The following is a 16223-nucleotide window of genomic DNA, read 5'->3' on the forward strand; positions in this document are numbered from 1 at the left end:
CATCCGTGGTCATCAGGAAGATGTGAGTGTTGTTTAGCTGTCGTTCGTGACAGGCGCATGACGTCAGCGCGTTTCTTTTCCCCTGCGCCGCCCTGCGCCAGCAACGGGCGCTCCCACTCTACCATTTGCCCAGATGCGCGCCGCCGTCCACGTTCAGCACCTCCCCGGTTATGCGCGGCGCCCTGGTCAGGAACAGGACGGCATCCGCGATCTCGGCCACGCTGGAAATGCTGTGCATCGGCGAGAGCGTGTTCAGGAAATCCCGCGGGTTGTCCTTGTGGAGCGGCGTGTCGACGACACCGGGGGCCACGACGTTGACGCGGATTCCGTCCCTTGCGTATTCCATGGCGATGTTCTTCGAGATCGCGTTGATGCCGCCCTTGGTCAGCATGGCGACCGAAGCGTTCATGCCTGCAATCGGTCGGTCGGCAAGGGGTGTCGTGATGCTGACGATGCTGCCGCCTCTTTTCTGCGAAAGCATCTGCTTGATCACAAGCTGGGTCGTGTGGAGGAATCCCTCGATGTTGGTGGCGCTCAGCTGCCGGTAGTCTTCGGCGGTGTAGTCGACGAAGGCCTTGGTGAAGAAGATGCCGGCATTGTTGACGAGCGCGTCGATCGAGCCGAACCGGGCGATCGCGGTTTCGACCACGCGTTTCGCCGTCTCCGGATCGGCGATATCGCCGTCGACCCGGGCCAGCCGGTCCGATTCGGTGATTTCGCGCGATTGGCTGACATTGCGCGAGGTTGCGACGACGCTGTAGCCCTCTGCCAGAAAAGCGTTTGTGAGGCCCGCGCCGATGCCCTGGGATGCACCGGTGATGATGGCGACTTTGTTTGTCATCTGATCTCTCTCCGTGGATGGACGGTTTCGGTGAGATCAATATGGCTGCTGCCAGATTGTGCGATTAGGCGGAAATATCTGGAATTACTTTTCCAGCGATGCAAAAATCTTCCCATGGTCGATCTGAACGATATCGCGGTCTTTGCGGCCGTTGCCCAATTCGAGAGTTTCAGCCGGGCGGCACGTTCGCTCGGCATGCCGGTCTCCACCGTCAGCCGCAAGGTCACGGCGCTCGAGGAGCAACTGGGCGTCACGCTCATCCAGCGCACGACGCGCAAGCTCAGTCTCACGGCGCAGGGGCGCGCCTATTATGCGGAATGCGGCGAACCGCTGAAGCAGCTTCGCGACGCGGAGCGGGTGCTGAGCGAGGCGCAGAGAAGACCGGAGGGGTTGCTGCGGGTCACCGTTCCCATGACCCTCGGGCAGCCGCCCTTCTTTGATTTCCTGTCCGCATTTCTGAAGACGTATCCCGAGATCGAGGTCGATCTGCTCGTCACCAATATGTTCATGGACCTCGTTGCCGAAAACATCGACGTCGCAGTGAGGTTCGGCGAATTGCGCGATTCGTCGCTTGTCGCGCAGCGTTTGGGTCGAAGCACTCATTTCCTGGTGGCCGCACCCGGCTATCTCGACAAACATGGCACCCCATCGCGACCCGAAGACCTGAGTGGCCACCGCTGTGTCCTGGTCAATGCCCGGGGCAACGAGGCCGAATGGCATCTGGTCAAGGGTGGCGAAGCGGCCAGCCTGCGTGTGACCGGGGCGGTGTCGGTCCACGATATCCAGTCGGCGAGTGCCATGACCGAGCGCGGCCACGGCATCGGCCGGCTCCCGCCGATCTTCTGCGACAGCCTGCTTGCGAGCGGCAAGCTTCTGCGCGTGCTTCCGGGATGGTCCGCGCCGGATGTCTTTGTGCATGCGGTCTACCCGACGCGGCGCTTCCTGCCATCGCGGCTGCAGGTGTTTCTGCAGGAACTCAAAGCCTGGCGCGGCCCGGCGTGGCAGCCGCTTCGGTGAGCGTGCGTTAGGGCACGATCTCCTCGAGCTTCTGCGCAAAGGCGCTGAAGCCGGCGCGGCGATAGGTAGCCTGCGCCTTCGGGTGATCCCATTCGTCCGTATGTAGCCAGATCCGGTTTGCACCTCGGTCCCAGACGGCGCGCAGCGCGCTATCGAGCAGAAATGGCCCCAGCCTTTGGCCGTAAACATCCGGGATCAGGCCGAAATGGGTGAGCTCGACATCCTCGGTATCGGCGCGGTCGAATTCACAGAGCCCGACTGCGCGGCCATCCAGCCGGAGGATGTAGAGGATCGTGGAGGCGCTTCTGAGAAAGTCGTCGAGATCGGCCGTCGGCATGCGCAGCCGCTGATCCCAGCGCAACGGTTCGCCGACGGCGCGATAGAGCGAAAGAAACGCAGCGGCATCCGGACGTTCGGACGCGACCACCGCTTGCGCGATCGGTGCCGGAAACGCATCGCCCGCCGGACGTTCGAGCATTTCCATATAGGTCACGAGCAACTGAACCGTGTTTTCTCCGGAGGGGGTTGCTCTGCTGTCATCCACGGCGTCAGCACGGCGTGCGCCGCGTCCAATTCGATTAAGAGGGGTCTTGGAGAATGGTGATCCCGCCGCGATTCGAACGCGGGACCCCCAGATTAGGAATCTGGTGCTCTATCCTGCTGAGCTACGGGACCACTTGAATAGCACCCATACAAAAGCAAGGGCTCTTCGCCAAGTGTTTTTGCGTTAGTGCCCGAGGAAATGCAGGTGGCGGCGAGCTTGGGTCGTCTCGTCCGGGTGGTGTGCCGACGCGGATCGGCAGACTTGAAAACGACGGTGAAACGGGGGCTGGTCTTCCATGTCCTCCGAATGCTAAGCAAAGCAAGCGCCGGCCCGAGGAAGCTGGCGCTCCCCATTGAGTCCTTCATCAGAGACCTGATCCACATATGTTCATCGGAATAGATTGGGGCGGCACGAAAATGGAAGTCATCGCGCTTGGCCGCGATGGCGAAACACGCGCCCGTCATCGCGTCTCGACCCCGACCAGCGGCTATGACGATTGCATCCGCGCCGTTCTCGATCTCGTTGCTGCCGCCGAGCAGACGGCAGGCGAACAGGGCTCGATCGGCATCGGCATTCCCGGCAGTCCCAATCCGCGCACCGGAATCGTACGCAATTCCAATGCGGTGCTGATCAATGGCAAGCCCCTTGGGCGTGACCTCGAAACGGCGCTTGGCCGGCCGGTCCGGCTTGCCAACGACGCCAATTGCCTGGCGGTCTCGGAGTCGGTCGATGGCGCCGGCAAGAATGAGCATGTGGTCTTCGGCGTTATCGTCGGCACTGGCCATGGCGGCGGCCTTGCGATCGACAAGAAGGTGCACGCCGGCTACCAGGGCGTTGCCGCCGAGATCGGCCATTATCCGCTGCCCTGGATGACGCAGGACGAATATCCCGGCCACAAATGCTGGTGCGGCAAGCACGGTTGCCTCGACATGTATGCCTGCGGCACGGGTGTCGAGCTCGACTATCGCCTGACGACCGGCGTCGAGAAGCGCGGGCGCGATATCATCGAGGCGAAGCGGGCGGGCGATCCGGTTGCAACGGGCGTCTATGAGCGCTTCGTCGACCGGTTGGCGCGCAGCCTGGCACTGCTCACCAACATCGTCGACCCGGATGTCTACGTGCTTGGCGGCGGCATGTCGAATGTCGACGAGATCTACCAGGACGTGCCGCCGCGGGTCGTCAACTACCTCTTCGGCGACACGTTCGAAACGCCCATTCGCAAGGCCCTGCACGGCGACAGTTCCGGCGTGCGCGGTGCGGCCTGGCTCTGGAAGGAATGACCCCCATGAATATCGACAAGGACCTCGCCCGCATCGCGCGGCAGGAACAGGAATTGCAGTTCGAGCGCTTCGATCTCGATGCGGCGTGGGAGCTTGGCTCACTGCTGCGCAAGATGGCGGCCGAGCGCAAGCTTGGCGTCGTCATCGACATCACGCTCTTCTCGATGCAGGTGTTCTACGCCGCGCTCGACGGGGCGACGCCGGATAATCCGAACTGGGTGCGCCGCAAGCGCAACACCGTGTTCCGCCTGTTCAAGAGCAGCTATGCCACCGGCCGCGAGCTCGCCAAGGCGCAGACCAATCTGCAGGCCAAGCTCGGCCTTGCCGATGCGGATTATGCAGCGCACGGTGGCAGCTTCCCGATCGTCGTCAAAGGCACCGGCTGTATCGGTGCCGTCACCGTATCCGGCCTGCCGCAACGCGAGGACCACAACATGGTGGTCGAAGCGCTCTCGGCCCTGCTCGGCAAGGATCATGGCGCCTTGAAGCTCGAGGACTGAGAATTGGCATTGGATATTATTTCGCAATCACGCGTGCTGTCGGATTGGCTGGCAGACAAGGCCCTGCCGCTCTGGCGCGACAAGGGTGTCGATCATTCAGGCGGCTTCGTCGAGACGATCGATATGGCAGGCGAGCCGACCCGCGCCAAGCGGCGTGCACGCGTTCAGCCGCGGCAGGTCTACTGTTTCGCCGAGGCCGGGCGGCGCGGCTGGTCCGGTGATTGGCGCGGTGCCGCCGAAGGCGGGCTTGCCTATTTCGATCGCATTTTCAAGCAGCCGAGCGGCTTTTACGGCGCGCTCGCCGATGCCGACGGCAATCTGCTCGATCCGTCCTTTGACCTCTACAACCAGGCCTTCGCGCTGCTTGCCTTCGCCTATCTGGGCGAGGTCGTGCCGGCCCGCAAGGCCGAGATGATCGAGCGCAGCAATGACCTTCGCTCGCGGATCGAGGCGCATGTCAAGCATCCGGTCGCGGGCTTCGAGGAAGACAATCCCTCGCGCCTGCCGCTCTGCTCCAATCCGCATATGCATCTCTTTGAGGCGTGCCTGGCGAGCGAGACGGTCGAGGGCTTCGATCGGGTTGGCTGGGCGAACCTCGCCGACGAAATTGCGCACCTGGCGATGGATTATTTCATCGATGCCGAGAGCGGTGTGCTGCGCGAATTCTTCGATCACGACTGGGCGCCGATGGCAGGCGAAAAGGGCCGGATCGTCGAGCCTGGACATCTGTTCGAATGGGCGTGGCTGCTTTTGCGCTGGGCGGAGCGCCGCGGCAGCGCCGAGGCGATCGTCAAGGCACGGCGGCTGTTCGATATCGGTGAGGCCCACGGCATCTGCGCGAACCGCAACGTCGCGATCATGACGCTTCTCGACGATCTGTCGGTGGCCGATCCGATCGCGCGGCTTTGGCCGCAGACCGAGTGGCTGAAGGCGGCCGTCCGCTTTGCCGCACTCACCAATGGTGCCGAGCGCGAGCGTTATCTTGCTTCGGCCGCGCGAGCAGCGGCGGCCCTTCAGACGTTTCTGGCGACGCCGGTTGCGGGCCTTTGGCGCGACAAGCAGAAGGCCGACGGCACCTTCGTCGAGGAGCCGGCGCCGGCGAGCAGCTTCTACCATATCCTCTGCGCCATTTATGAAACCGAGGACTGCCTAGCCCGGATCTGATTTGCCGATCCAGAGTATCGCTTTCATTATTATGGCCCGTCGCGATTGCGGCGGGCCATTTTCTTTGCTCCGAGAGGTAAATGTGATTGCCGCATATGTTGACATAAAGATATCTTTATGTGATTGACTTGCCTTAGTGTTTGTCGTTTTCAGAACGGGAGATTTCCCATGTCCGCCATCGACGCCCTTTTCGGCGATGTTTCCTGCAAGCCGGATGGCTCCGAGATCAAGCGGGCGCTGGCCCAGGCTGCGCGCGAACGCATCCTGATCATGGATGGCGCGATGGGCACGGAGATCCAGCAGCTCGGCTTTGTCGAGCAGCATTTCCGCGGCGACCGATTTGGCGGCTGCGCCTGTCATCAACAGGGCAACAACGACCTTCTGACGCTGACCCAGCCGAAGGCGATCGAGGACATCCATTACGCCTATGCCGTCGCCGGCGCGGATATCCTTGAAACCAACACGTTCTCCTCGACCCGCATCGCCCAGGCCGATTACGGCATGGAAGACATGGTCTATGATCTCAACCGCGATGGTGCCCGAGTGGCTCGGCGCGCGGCCAAGCGGGCCGAAGCCGCAGACGGTCGCCGCCGTTTCGTCGCCGGCGCGCTCGGGCCGACGAACCGCACGGCGTCGATTTCGCCCGACGTCAACAATCCCGGTTATCGCGCCGTCACCTTCGACGATTTGCGCGTCGCCTATGCCGAACAGATCCGCGGTCTGATCGACGGCGGCGCCGACATCATTCTGATCGAGACGATCTTCGACACCCTGAACGCCAAGGCGGCGATCTTCGCGACCAAGGAAGTCTTTACGGAGAAGGGTATCGACCTGCCGGTCATGATCTCCGGCACGATCACCGACCTCTCGGGCCGCACCCTGTCCGGCCAGACGCCGACCGCCTTCTGGCACTCGGTGCGCCATGCCGAGCCTTTCACCATCGGGCTCAACTGCGCGCTCGGCGCCAATGCGATGCGCGCCCACATCGACGAACTTTCAAGCGTTTCCGATACCTTCGTCTGCGCCTATCCCAATGCCGGCCTGCCGAACGAGTTCGGCCAGTACGACGAAACGCCGGAGCAGATGGCCGCCCAGGTGGAAGCCTTTGCGCGCGACGGGCTGCTCAACATTGTCGGCGGCTGCTGCGGCTCGACGCCGGCCCATATCAGCGCGATCGCCAAGGCCGTTGCCAAGCATCCGCCGCGCGAGATCCCCAAGGTCGAGCCGCTGATGCGGCTCTCCGGGCTGGAGCCCTTCACGCTCACCTCCGACATTCCCTTCGTCAACGTCGGCGAGCGCACCAACGTCACCGGCTCGGCGAAGTTCCGCAAGCTGATCACTGCCGGCGATTATTCGGCCGCTCTCGACGTCGCGCGCGACCAGGTGGCGAACGGCGCCCAGATCATCGACATCAACATGGACGAGGGCCTGATCGATTCGAAGCAGGCGATGATCGAGTTCTTGAACCTCGTCGCCTCCGAACCCGATATCGCCCGCGTTCCCGTGATGATCGATTCGTCGAAGTGGGAAGTGATCGAGGCGGGCCTGAAATGCGTTCAGGGCAAGCCGCTGGTCAATTCCATCTCGATGAAGGAAGGCGAAGAGGCGTTCCTGCACCATGCCAGGCTTTGCCGCGCCTACGGTGCCGCCGTCGTCATCATGGCCTTCGACGAGGTCGGCCAGGCCGACACCCAGGCGCGCAAGATCGAGATCTGCACACGCGCCTACAAGCTCCTGACGGAACAGGCGGGCTTCCCGCCCGAAGACATAATCTTCGATCCGAACATCTTCGCCGTGGCGACGGGCATCGAGGAACACAACAACTACGGTGTCGACTTCATCGAGGCGACGCGCGAGATCATCAAGACCCTGCCGCACGTGCATGTGTCGGGCGGCGTCTCCAACCTCTCCTTCTCGTTCCGCGGCAACGAGCCGGTGCGCGAGGCAATGCACGCGGTGTTCCTCTACCACGCCATCCAGGCGGGCATGGACATGGGCATCGTCAACGCCGGCCAGCTCGCCGTCTATGACGCCATCGATGCCGATCTGCGCGAGGCCTGCGAGGACGTGGTGCTCAACCGCCGCGCCGATTCGACCGAGCGCATGCTGGAGATCGCTGAGCGCTATCGCGGACAGGGCGGCTCGCAGGGCCGCGAGAAGGATCTTTCTTGGCGCGAATGGTCGGTGGCAAAGCGCCTCGAACACGCGCTGGTCAACGGCATCACCGAATACATCGAGGCTGATACCGAGGAGGCTCGGCTTGAGGCAGCGCGGCCGCTGCATGTCATCGAGGGCCCGCTGATGGCCGGCATGAACGTCGTCGGCGACCTCTTCGGTTCCGGCAAGATGTTCCTGCCGCAGGTGGTCAAATCCGCACGCGTTATGAAGCAGGCGGTCGCCGTGCTCTTGCCGCACATGGAGGCGGAAAAGCTCGCCAATGGCGGCGAGGCGCGCGAAAGCGCCGGCAAGATCCTGATGGCGACGGTCAAGGGCGACGTGCACGACATCGGCAAGAACATCGTCGGCGTCGTGTTGGCCTGCAACAATTACGAGATCATCGATCTCGGCGTCATGGTGCCCTCGGCGAAGATCCTCGAAGTAGCGCGCGAGCAGAAGGTCGACATCATCGGTCTCTCTGGCCTGATCACGCCCTCACTGGATGAAATGGTGCATGTCGCCTCGGAACTTGAGCGCGAAGGCTTCGACGTACCGCTGCTGATCGGCGGCGCGACCACCAGCCGCGTGCACACGGCGGTCAAGATCAATCCGCGCTACGATCGCGGCCAGACGGTCTACGTGACGGATGCCAGCCGCGCCGTCGGCGTCGTATCGAGCTTGCTCTCGCCCGAAGCGCGCGACAATTACATGGAGACGGTTCGGGCGGAGTATCGCAAGGTCGCCGACGCGCATGCGCGCAACGAGGCGGAAAAGCGCCGGCTGCCCCTGTCGCAGGCACGTGCCAATCAGCATCGGGTTGACTGGTCGAATTATCGGGCCAAGACGCCCTCGTTCCTCGGCACGCGCGTGTTCGAAAGCTGGGATCTGGCGGAGCTTGCCCGCTACATCGACTGGACGCCGTTCTTCCAGACCTGGGAGCTGAAGGGCGTCTATCCGAAGATCCTCGACGACGAGGCGCAAGGTGTGGCTGCCCGCCAGTTGTTCGACGACGCGCAGGCGATGCTGAAAAAGATCATCGAGGAGGAGTGGTTTGCGCCGAAGGCGGTCGTCGGCTTCTGGCCGGCGGGCACGGTCGGCGACGATATCCGGCTCTTTACCGGAGAGGATCGGGCCGCTGAACTTGCGACCTTCTTCACGCTGCGCCAGCAACTCAGCAAGCGCGATGGCCGTGCGAACGTGGCCCTTTCCGACTTCGTCGCGCCTGTTGACAGCGGCTCCAACGACTATGTCGGCGGTTTCGTTGTCACAGCCGGCATCGAGGAAGTGGCGATCGCCGAGCGCTTCGAGCGCGCCAACGACGATTACTCCTCGATCATGGTGAAGGCGCTGGCCGATCGTTTCGCCGAGGCCTTTGCCGAGCGCATGCATGAATATGTGCGCACCGAACTCTGGGGTTATGCGGCGGACGAGACGTTTACGCCCGTGCAGCTGATTGGGGAGCCCTATGCCGGCATCCGCCCGGCGCCGGGTTATCCGGCCCAGCCCGATCACACGGAAAAGGCAACGCTCTTCCGGCTGCTTGACGCAGAAGCAACGATCGGCGTCAGCCTCACCGAGAGCTATGCGATGTGGCCGGGTTCGTCGGTTTCCGGCCTCTATATCGGCCATCCCGAAGCCTATTACTTCGGTGTCGCCAAGGTCGAGCGCGACCAGGTCGAGGACTATGCGACACGTAAACGCATGCCGGTGCGCGAGGTCGAGCGCTGGCTGTCGCCGATCCTCAACTACGTGCCGATGCCTGAGACCGAAGCGGCCGAGTAGCGTCGCCGGAGGGCGAGATGACGAGCCGACAAGGGCTCGTCAATGCCGTCATTGCGCGTCGCCTTTGGGCTCGTCTTCGAGTGCGACAAGGAAAGCCGTGAGCGCGGCATTGAAGCGGTCGGGCCGCTGCAGCGGGGCGAAGTGGCTGACGCCATCGAGAAGGATGAACGCGGCGCCGGGAATGCTGCGGGCGAGATGGTCAGCATGCTCGTGTTTGATGAACTCGTCGTTTTCGCTTTGGACGATCACGACCGGCACGCGGATCTTGCCGAGATCTTCCGCCGTGTAGTTCGGCTCGGTTCTCTGCATTTCGCTGACGGCGTCGACGAAGGTGCTGAAATCGTCGGGCGTCGCTGACAGCGCGCGGTAGTCTTCGGCATGACGGCTGAAGCAACGGTCGAGCACCGGGCTCGGCTCGATGTCCTTCGTTCCGCTCGGGTCCATGTTGCAGGCGAAGAAGAAGACGCCGCTGACGCGTTCCGGCGTCTGTGAGGCGAGGATAAGCGCGATGCAGGCGCCATCGCTCCAGCCGGCAAAGGCGGCCTTCTGAATATCCAGCCTGTCCATCACCGCAAGCACGTCCGCCGCCATCAGTTCGTAGGTGTAGGGCTTTCGGTCGCGGGTGCTGCGGCCATGGCCGCGGCTGTCGATCAGGATGACGCGGTGGCCAGTGTCGAGCAGGGCCGGGACTTGAAAGCCCCAGTTGCCGCTGTGGCCAAGGCCGCCGTGCAAGAGGATAACCGGTTCGCCCGATCCATAGGTCGCATACCAGATTCGTGCGCCGTCACGCTCGACACGGCCTTCACCCGTTGCTGCGGGCAGGGGCGTTGCGCCATGCTCGGCGAAGGCCGCAAGGTTGTCATCGCTGTGTTCCATGCATGCGGCCTCCGCTGCCAAATTCGCGGCACGCCTAGTTTACCGGCTGCGGCTCGGGAAAGTGCCAGGTTCCGTCGAGGATTTCCTTGCGCGGCCGGTAGAGCCGCACCGTATAGTTCCAGCCGTCGACCACGGGCAGGCAGTTGGCGATCTTGCCGTCGCAGCCGCCGAACTGGATCGAGACGCTGCCATCGTCGCCCTTCTTGGCGGTGATATTGTTGATCGCGTAGGCATTGTAGGCGTTCTTTTCGTAGAAGCCTTGCGCGTCGTAGACGCTGACCGACCAGAAGGCATCGACCGGTACGTCCTTGACGTCGAGCTTGTAGATGGTCTTGCCGTCGTTCTTGGCGGGCGTGACGTTGAGATAGGACGCGTCCTTGTCGGGGTTGCCGCCCCAGCCGGTCGCGGTGCCGATCAGATGGCGGATCGGGTCGACGTCGGCCTTGGTGCCGAAGGCCTTCTTGAAGTCCGGCATGGTGGCGCCGAGCGCAAGCAGGGCTTCGCGCACCTTCTTCTGGCTGGCCGGGTCCCAGGCCGGGATTTCGAACGTGCCTTCCTTCTCCTGGGTCACCTTGATCGCATCCTGCAGGGCGTGGACTTCGGCGATATCCTTCTGGTCGGTCGGATCGACCAGGGTGCGGACGCCGACAACGGCGTAGCGCGTGCCGACCTTTTCCTTGGTCAACGTCACCTCTCCGGCGCCGTAGACGACCTCCGGCACATAGTGGTCCTCATTGACCACCTGCAGCGACATGAAGCGTTTTCCCGCGTCCGGCATGGTGACCGTAACCGGACCCGCGTCGAGATCGAACACGGCCGATGAATAGAGCGTATCGCGGTTGAGGCGAATGACGGTCTGATTGTCGATCGAAGCCGGTTCGCGCCGATGCACGAATTTGCCGAAGGCGCCGTCCTTGACCATGGAGGCGAGGTACATGTCGCTCTCGGCACGAACGAAGTTGTCGACACCGACGGTTACGGGGTCGGCGGCGCTTGCCTGGGTTGCGGCAGCCATCGCCAGTGCACTGGCAATGAGGAACGAACGATAGTGTTTCATATTCAAATCCTCGTTGATCAGTTGGCGCGCCGCATCGGCGGCGCTTTCCATTTTCCGTCCAATGCGTCCGGCTTTGGCCAGTAGAGCCGCATGGCGGTGAAGAACGGGCCGCTCGGCGCCGGCAGCCAGTTTGCTTCCTTGTCAGGCCCAGGGCTCTCGTGCTGGACGTAGAGCGTCACGCCGCCATCGGCGTCCTTTTGCAGGTTCGGTAGCATCGGCGAGTTGATGAGATAGCGGTTAAGCGGATTGGCGTAGAGCAGGCTCGACGGCAGTTCGTAGAGGGTCAGCGACCAGAAGGCGTTGACCGGCGGCAGTTGCCCGGGTTCGAAGCGCAAGGTGTAGTGGCCCGACCCGGTCAGCGGCTTCTTCTGGTCATCGACGAAATAGGCGGGATAGAGAGCTTCGTCCTTCGAGTTGCCGTAGATACCGAGAACCGCGCCGGACATGCGCTGCATATAGTCGTTCTTCAGGAACTCCCGCGTGCCGAACGCGTCGGCACTCGAAGCCTTGCCGGTGTCGATTTCGGTTTCCTTGTGTTCCTTGAACGCCGCCCAGGCGTCCGCCATCCCGTCAGTGATCGCCTTCTGGATCTCCGGCGAGAAAGCCGTGATGTCGAACGTCTTGCCCGCACCGATGTTCAGATCGGCGAAACGCTGCATCAGCGCCGTTTCGGACGGGTGCGTCGGGCAGTAATGCAGGATAAAATTCAGGACCCTGTAGAAGTCAGGCGAGGTCTTTTCGTCAGCCGCGCTCAACGGGGTGATAAAATCGACGGCCGCGGCCGGTGCCGGAGCCGGCTGACCAAGGAAGCTCGACAGCAGCTCGACCCTGTAGCCCGCCTGGATCTTCTTGACGTTCTCGATGTCGGCGGGATCAAACATCTGCGTGCGGTAAAGCACGAAAGCGAATTCCGTTTCCGACCGGATCACCGCCTTGATCCCGGGCGGGGTTTCACCCTTCCAGCCCGGTCCCGCCAGCAGGAAGGTGCCAGCCTCGTTGCCGGTGGCGCGACTTCCGACATAGGCGAAATTGAACGTGTACATGTCGACGAACTGGAGCGAGTAGTAGCGCTCCCTCTCGACCGCCGGCACGGTCAGGACCAGCGGCTCGGCGCGCAGGTCCGCGCCCAGGAAGGAGTAGGGCGTATCGGAATTTGGCGTCTGGATCGCCTTGTCGTCAGGCGTATAGACCCGCGCGGTATTGTTGAGCGTATTCCAGCCGCTCTTGAACTCGGGATTGCCGTGATCGACGAAATAGGAATGCTGCACCCTGTAGCTGTCGACCAGCGGGAAACCGTAGATATAGGCGTCCTTGGCAATGGCGCGCGCCTCGTCCGCAGAGAGGCCTGCATCGGCGGCCCTCGCGCTCGTCAACTTGAGTGCGGGAAGTGCCGTGGCAAGAGCGCCGAGCACCAGCAGAGACCGTCGTTTGAGCATGGCAGCTTCCTTCGGATGATCGCCTGTAATCGTGGCACTTCAGCGAGGTCCTGCAAGTACGTAACGGTTACGGCCTGGTCGACGCGTCTCATCCATGCGTGCCGATGGCGCCGCCCGCCAAGCTGCGGTACCATTGCCGCTGGAGTACATCGCACGTTGAGAGCCCGTCGATGGAGCGCCGTCTCGCAGCCGTCCTGATCGCGGATGTCGTCGGTTACAGCCGCTTGAGCCGGCTGGACGAGGAAGGGACGCGCTTGCGATTCCAGTCGGATCTCGGCGATATTCTCGAGCCGCTTTTCCGCGAGCATCACGGGCGTCTGGTGAAGACGATGGGCGATGGCCTGCTCGTCGAATTCCGCAGCGTTGTCGACGCGACCCAATGCGCAGTCGAGATCCAGCGGCGCAAGGCGGAGGCGGAAGCCGACAAGGCGCCAAATGGCGAGAGGCTGGACTTCCGCATCGGCATCAATCTTGGCGACATCATCGTCGAGGGTGACGACATCCATGGCGACGGCGTCAACATCGCCGATCGGGTCCAGGGACTTGCCGAGCCGGGTGGTATTGCGATCTCCGGCACGGCTTACGACCAGGTCAGCTCCAAGCTGAAAGTCGGATTTGCGTCCCTGGGTCAACAGACGGTCAAGGGGCTTGCCGAGCCGATCCGGGTTTACCGGGTCCTCCTCGATCCGGGGGCCGCCGGCAGGACGGTTGTCGAGAAGCCTCGACGCAATGCGGCCTGGGTGAAGGGATCGGTCGTTGGTCTCGTCGCGATTGCGCTGTCGACTGCGGTCGCCTGGTGGCAGCCGTGGACGTGGATCGGGCAGGAGGGGATGGCGCAGCGCTTCGCCTATCCGCTGCCGGACCAGCCTTCGGTTGCCGTGCTGCCCTTCATCAATGTCAGCGGCGACAGCGATCACGACCATTTGGCCGAGGGGCTGACGGACGATCTCATCACAGAACTCTCGAAAGTGTCCGGCCTCTTTGTCATCGCTCGCCATTCGGTGTTCGCGCTGAAGGGCAGTACCGACAAGATCCAGGACGTGGCCGCCGAGCTTGGCGTACACTATGTGCTGGAGGGCACGCTGCAGCGGGCGGACCAGCGGTTGCGCATCAACGTCAAGCTGATCGATGCGATGAGCGGTCTTTCGCTCTGGGCCGAGCGCTACGATCGGCAATACGCCGACCTCTTTGCGGTTCAGGACGACGTGATCGGCAAGATCATCGCAGCGCTCGAGGTCAAGCTCAGCGAGGGCGAACGCGACCAGCTGGCGCGCATTCCGACGGACAATCTCGAGGCCTACGACAACTACATGCGCGCCGAGCAGCAGGGCTTGATCTGGCGCGACGTCGACACCTATCGCCAGACGCTTTCCTATTATCAGCGGGCGATCGATCTCGATCCGAAATTCGCCGATGCGCATGCCGGTATCGCCCGGGTCGCCGTCGACGTCTGGCGCAACGACTACAACTATCTCTGGTCCGCGGCCGTGGCGCGCAAGATCGCCTATGATGCGGCGGGACAGGCCCTGAAGCTCGACGCCAACAACGCCCGCGCCCATACCGTGCTGGCGCTGCTGCAGCTGGTGGACGGCCGTCCCCTTGAGGCAAAGGAATCGGCGCTTCGAGCCGTCTCGGCGCAGCCGGGGGATGCCGAGGCGCTCGCCAATCTGGCGCTGATACTGGCCCAGACCGGTGAACACGAGCAGGCGCTCGACGATATCGAGCGGGCGCTGAGGCTTGATCCGTCGCCATCTTCGAGCCTGCAGCTGCTTTCGGGCATCGTCTATTACACGACGCGTCACCTTGAGAAGGCGATCCCCCTGATTGAAGCGGCCGGCGCATCCTTGCCAAAGGCGGAGGCGGTGCGGGAGTATCTGGCGTCGGCCTATGCCCAGCGCGGCGACCAGCAGAGTGCGGCCGCCGAAGCGGACGAGCTGTTGAAGCTCTTCCCGGACACGAACCTGAGCTACTACGGCTATCTCTACGACTACTGGCGCGAAGAGGATCTCTATCGCCACCTCTTCGGCCTTCGCGTCGCCGGTATTCCGGAATGGCCCTTCGGCTTCGTCGGCGCCGCCAGCGACCGGCTCGGCCCGGCCGAGCTGAAACAACTGACCACCGACAAGACCTGGGTCGGCGTGCACAAGAACGGCACGGGCTTTGCGCAGTTCTTCGACAAGGACGGCAACACCGCCTATCGCACCAGCAACACCAACATCACCGGTCGGATTGAAGTGAAGGGCAACCAGCTCTGCGAAAAATATGACGGCTATTTTCTCGACCGCATGGTCTGCGGCTATGTCTACCGCAATACGGCAAAGGGCGAGCGCACGGCGGACTACATCAATGTCACGCCGCAGTCGCTGAAGTTCTTCTCGATCGAGAAGTGACGGTTGTCATCGCCGAGCCGCCGGCCTTCAGGGCCGGGGCTGCGTCCAGTTGATGTTCGCCTTCTCGGTGAGCAGCGTCTGCTCGACCTCGGACCAGTGCTTGCGCGAATCGACCACCTTGTTCGGATTCTTCACCAGTCCGTCGGCTGCGCCCGGATCGTAGCTGAGATAGAGCTTGTCCTTGATGATGCGCCAGGCCTTGGGATCGATGTTGGTCGTGACCGTGCCGAAGGAGACGCCATCGGCACAGTAGCCGCCATATTGCGGCGCATAGCGGGTCGGCTCCTTGATGAACTGGTCACGATGCTCGGCGCTGGCAAACTGCCAGGTGGCGCCGAGCCAGCGATAGCTGAATTCAGGTGATCCTTCGACAGCCTTGTTCTCGGTGAAATAGGCGACCGGATCGTAACCCTTGATCGCCACGTCACCGAAGTAGCCGGTGTTCACGGGCTCTTCTGCCAGTGACGGGACGGCCGGCGCAAGGAACGCCGCTGTCGCCGCGGTTATAAATCGTATGGAGTGTCGAGACATGCCGTTTCCTCCGTTTCCGGATCTATTGACGTTTCGTGCATTCGCCGTAGAGCCATTCGCCGACAAGCTCGGCCTTCTGGCAGGTGGCGCCGGCCTTCAACAGAAGTTCGGCGGCCGGCCAATAGGACCGCCAGCCGGCCTGGGTGAGCGGCGTATAGCCGTTGCGCTCCTTGGCTTCGATGTCTGCCTTGTTGGCAAGCAGGAAGGCGACCACTTCGGCGTGGCCTTCTTCGGCCGCCGCATGCAGCGGCGACATCTTGTAGAAGTTGGCGACGTCGTTGACCGCCGCGCCCTTGGCGACGAGTAGTTTGACGGTTTCGAGATTGCCGCCATAGGCCGCGGCGTGAAGCGCGGTGAGACCGCCCTTATTGCGGATCTCGATGTCGTTGCCGCGCTCGATGAGAAGGGCGACGACCTCGGCGCGACCCTTGAGAGCGGCAATCAACAGCGCCGGTTCACCGGCCGCATCCGGCTCGGTTATGTCGGTTCCCTGATCGAGCAACTGTTTGACGCGTTCCGTGTCGCCGTTCCTTGCCGCGTCATGCAAAGGACCCGCGTTCGCCGCCGCGGCGAAGAACGCCACCGCGACCAGCGAAGCAAAGAGAGATTTCATCGCGTAACCTCCGCCCCAGCTTCGGTCTCGCCAAT

At 62.8% G+C, this 16223-nt stretch carries 13 protein-coding genes and 1 tRNA gene; 6 read left to right on the top strand and 8 right to left on the bottom strand.

Annotation, left to right across the window (positions count from 1 at the left end; translation table 11 throughout):
* Positions 1 to 118: 118 nt before the first annotated feature.
* Positions 119 to 841, bottom strand: a complete 723-nt coding sequence (locus OVA00_RS20990; protein WP_060582870.1) for an SDR family NAD(P)-dependent oxidoreductase — start codon at positions 839 to 841, stop codon at positions 119 to 121.
* Between the two features lie 114 nt (positions 842 to 955).
* Here OVA00_RS20990 and OVA00_RS20995 point away from each other — a divergent pair, with 114 nt between their 5' ends.
* Complete coding sequence (locus tag OVA00_RS20995; RefSeq protein WP_060582871.1) at positions 956 to 1858, top strand: LysR family transcriptional regulator; 903 nt, start codon at positions 956 to 958, stop codon at positions 1856 to 1858.
* A gap of 7 nt (positions 1859 to 1865) precedes the next feature.
* Here the strand turns inward: OVA00_RS20995 and OVA00_RS21000 are convergent, their stop codons facing one another.
* Positions 1866 to 2402 (bottom strand): GNAT family N-acetyltransferase, encoded by a 537-nt coding sequence (locus OVA00_RS21000; protein WP_268089568.1) that lies wholly within the window; start codon positions 2400 to 2402, stop codon positions 1866 to 1868.
* Positions 2403 to 2456: 54 nt separating this feature from the next.
* Positions 2457 to 2533: transfer RNA gene (locus OVA00_RS21005), tRNA-Arg, on the bottom strand.
* 252 nt (positions 2534 to 2785) lie between these two features.
* Between OVA00_RS21005 and OVA00_RS21010 the strand changes: the two genes are divergently transcribed.
* The 4 genes from OVA00_RS21010 to metH all read left to right on the top strand — a co-directional run bounded on the left by OVA00_RS21010 (position 2786) and on the right by metH (position 9285).
* Complete coding sequence (locus tag OVA00_RS21010; protein WP_268089569.1) at positions 2786 to 3682, top strand: ROK family protein; 897 nt, start codon at positions 2786 to 2788, stop codon at positions 3680 to 3682.
* A 5-nt stretch (positions 3683 to 3687) separates the two neighbouring features.
* Positions 3688 to 4182, top strand: coding sequence for a heme-degrading domain-containing protein (locus OVA00_RS21015; RefSeq protein ID WP_034802370.1), 495 nt, complete (start codon positions 3688 to 3690; stop codon positions 4180 to 4182).
* Positions 4183 to 4191: 9 nt separating this feature from the next.
* A complete protein-coding gene (locus tag OVA00_RS21020; protein ID WP_442780571.1) occupies positions 4192 to 5346 on the top strand; it encodes an AGE family epimerase/isomerase in 1155 nt (384 codons plus the stop codon).
* A 168-nt stretch (positions 5347 to 5514) separates the two neighbouring features.
* Complete coding sequence (gene metH / locus OVA00_RS21025) at positions 5515 to 9285, top strand: methionine synthase (RefSeq protein WP_268089571.1); 3771 nt, start codon at positions 5515 to 5517, stop codon at positions 9283 to 9285.
* A gap of 48 nt (positions 9286 to 9333) precedes the next feature.
* On the opposite strand, the gene OVA00_RS21030 is transcribed toward metH, so the two are convergent.
* Genes OVA00_RS21030 through OVA00_RS21040 form a run of 3 tightly spaced genes read right to left on the bottom strand, consistent with a single transcriptional unit; the run spans position 9334 to position 12654 of the window.
* Positions 9334 to 10161, bottom strand: a complete 828-nt coding sequence (locus OVA00_RS21030; RefSeq protein WP_060521353.1) for an alpha/beta fold hydrolase — start codon at positions 10159 to 10161, stop codon at positions 9334 to 9336.
* A 34-nt stretch (positions 10162 to 10195) separates the two neighbouring features.
* Positions 10196 to 11176 (bottom strand): DUF1254 domain-containing protein, encoded by a 981-nt coding sequence (locus tag OVA00_RS21035; RefSeq protein WP_268090351.1) that lies wholly within the window; start codon positions 11174 to 11176, stop codon positions 10196 to 10198.
* A gap of 59 nt (positions 11177 to 11235) precedes the next feature.
* The gene (locus tag OVA00_RS21040) at positions 11236 to 12654 is read right to left on the bottom strand and encodes a DUF1254 domain-containing protein (protein ID WP_268089572.1); all 1419 of its coding nucleotides are present in this window, start codon (positions 12652 to 12654) and stop codon (positions 11236 to 11238) included.
* A 170-nt stretch (positions 12655 to 12824) separates the two neighbouring features.
* On the opposite strand from OVA00_RS21040, the gene OVA00_RS21045 reads away from it, so the two are divergent.
* Positions 12825 to 15044, top strand: a complete 2220-nt coding sequence (locus OVA00_RS21045; protein WP_268089573.1) for an adenylate/guanylate cyclase domain-containing protein — start codon at positions 12825 to 12827, stop codon at positions 15042 to 15044.
* 27 nt (positions 15045 to 15071) lie between these two features.
* On the opposite strand, the gene OVA00_RS21050 is transcribed toward OVA00_RS21045, so the two are convergent.
* Both OVA00_RS21050 and OVA00_RS21055 read right to left on the bottom strand, forming a co-directional pair.
* A complete protein-coding gene (locus tag OVA00_RS21050; protein ID WP_250808035.1) occupies positions 15072 to 15575 on the bottom strand; it encodes a YHS domain-containing (seleno)protein in 504 nt (167 codons plus the stop codon).
* 22 nt (positions 15576 to 15597) lie between these two features.
* Positions 15598 to 16188, bottom strand: a complete 591-nt coding sequence (locus OVA00_RS21055) for an ankyrin repeat domain-containing protein (protein ID WP_089044378.1) — start codon at positions 16186 to 16188, stop codon at positions 15598 to 15600.
* Positions 16189 to 16223 lie beyond the last annotated feature (35 nt).

Origin of the sequence: Ensifer sp. SL37 (assembly GCF_026672675.1) — a bacterium.
Lineage (GTDB): Bacteria > Pseudomonadota > Alphaproteobacteria > Rhizobiales > Rhizobiaceae > Ensifer > Ensifer adhaerens.

What these genes read in the sequence shown, in the direction of transcription:
- OVA00_RS21045 (WP_268089573.1), top strand. Translation starts at nt 12,825, where the DNA reads ATGGAGCGCCGTCTCGCAGCCGTCCTGATCGCGGATGTCGTCGGTTAC.
- OVA00_RS21015 (WP_034802370.1), top strand. Translation starts at nt 3,688, where the DNA reads ATGAATATCGACAAGGACCTCGCCCGCATCGCGCGGCAGGAACAGGAA.
- OVA00_RS21035 (WP_268090351.1), bottom strand. Translation starts at nt 11,176, where the DNA reads ATGGCTGCCGCAACCCAGGCAAGCGCCGCCGACCCCGTAACCGTCGGT.
- metH (WP_268089571.1), top strand. Translation starts at nt 5,515, where the DNA reads ATGTCCGCCATCGACGCCCTTTTCGGCGATGTTTCCTGCAAGCCGGAT.
- OVA00_RS20990 (WP_060582870.1), bottom strand. Translation starts at nt 841, where the DNA reads ATGACAAACAAAGTCGCCATCATCACCGGTGCATCCCAGGGCATCGGC.
- OVA00_RS21030 (WP_060521353.1), bottom strand. Translation starts at nt 10,161, where the DNA reads ATGGAACACAGCGATGACAACCTTGCGGCCTTCGCCGAGCATGGCGCA.
- OVA00_RS21040 (WP_268089572.1), bottom strand. Translation starts at nt 12,654, where the DNA reads ATGCTCAAACGACGGTCTCTGCTGGTGCTCGGCGCTCTTGCCACGGCA.
- OVA00_RS21010 (WP_268089569.1), top strand. Translation starts at nt 2,786, where the DNA reads ATGTTCATCGGAATAGATTGGGGCGGCACGAAAATGGAAGTCATCGCG.
- OVA00_RS21050 (WP_250808035.1), bottom strand. Translation starts at nt 15,575, where the DNA reads ATGTCTCGACACTCCATACGATTTATAACCGCGGCGACAGCGGCGTTC.
- OVA00_RS21055 (WP_089044378.1), bottom strand. Translation starts at nt 16,188, where the DNA reads ATGAAATCTCTCTTTGCTTCGCTGGTCGCGGTGGCGTTCTTCGCCGCG.
- OVA00_RS20995 (WP_060582871.1), top strand. Translation starts at nt 956, where the DNA reads ATGGTCGATCTGAACGATATCGCGGTCTTTGCGGCCGTTGCCCAATTC.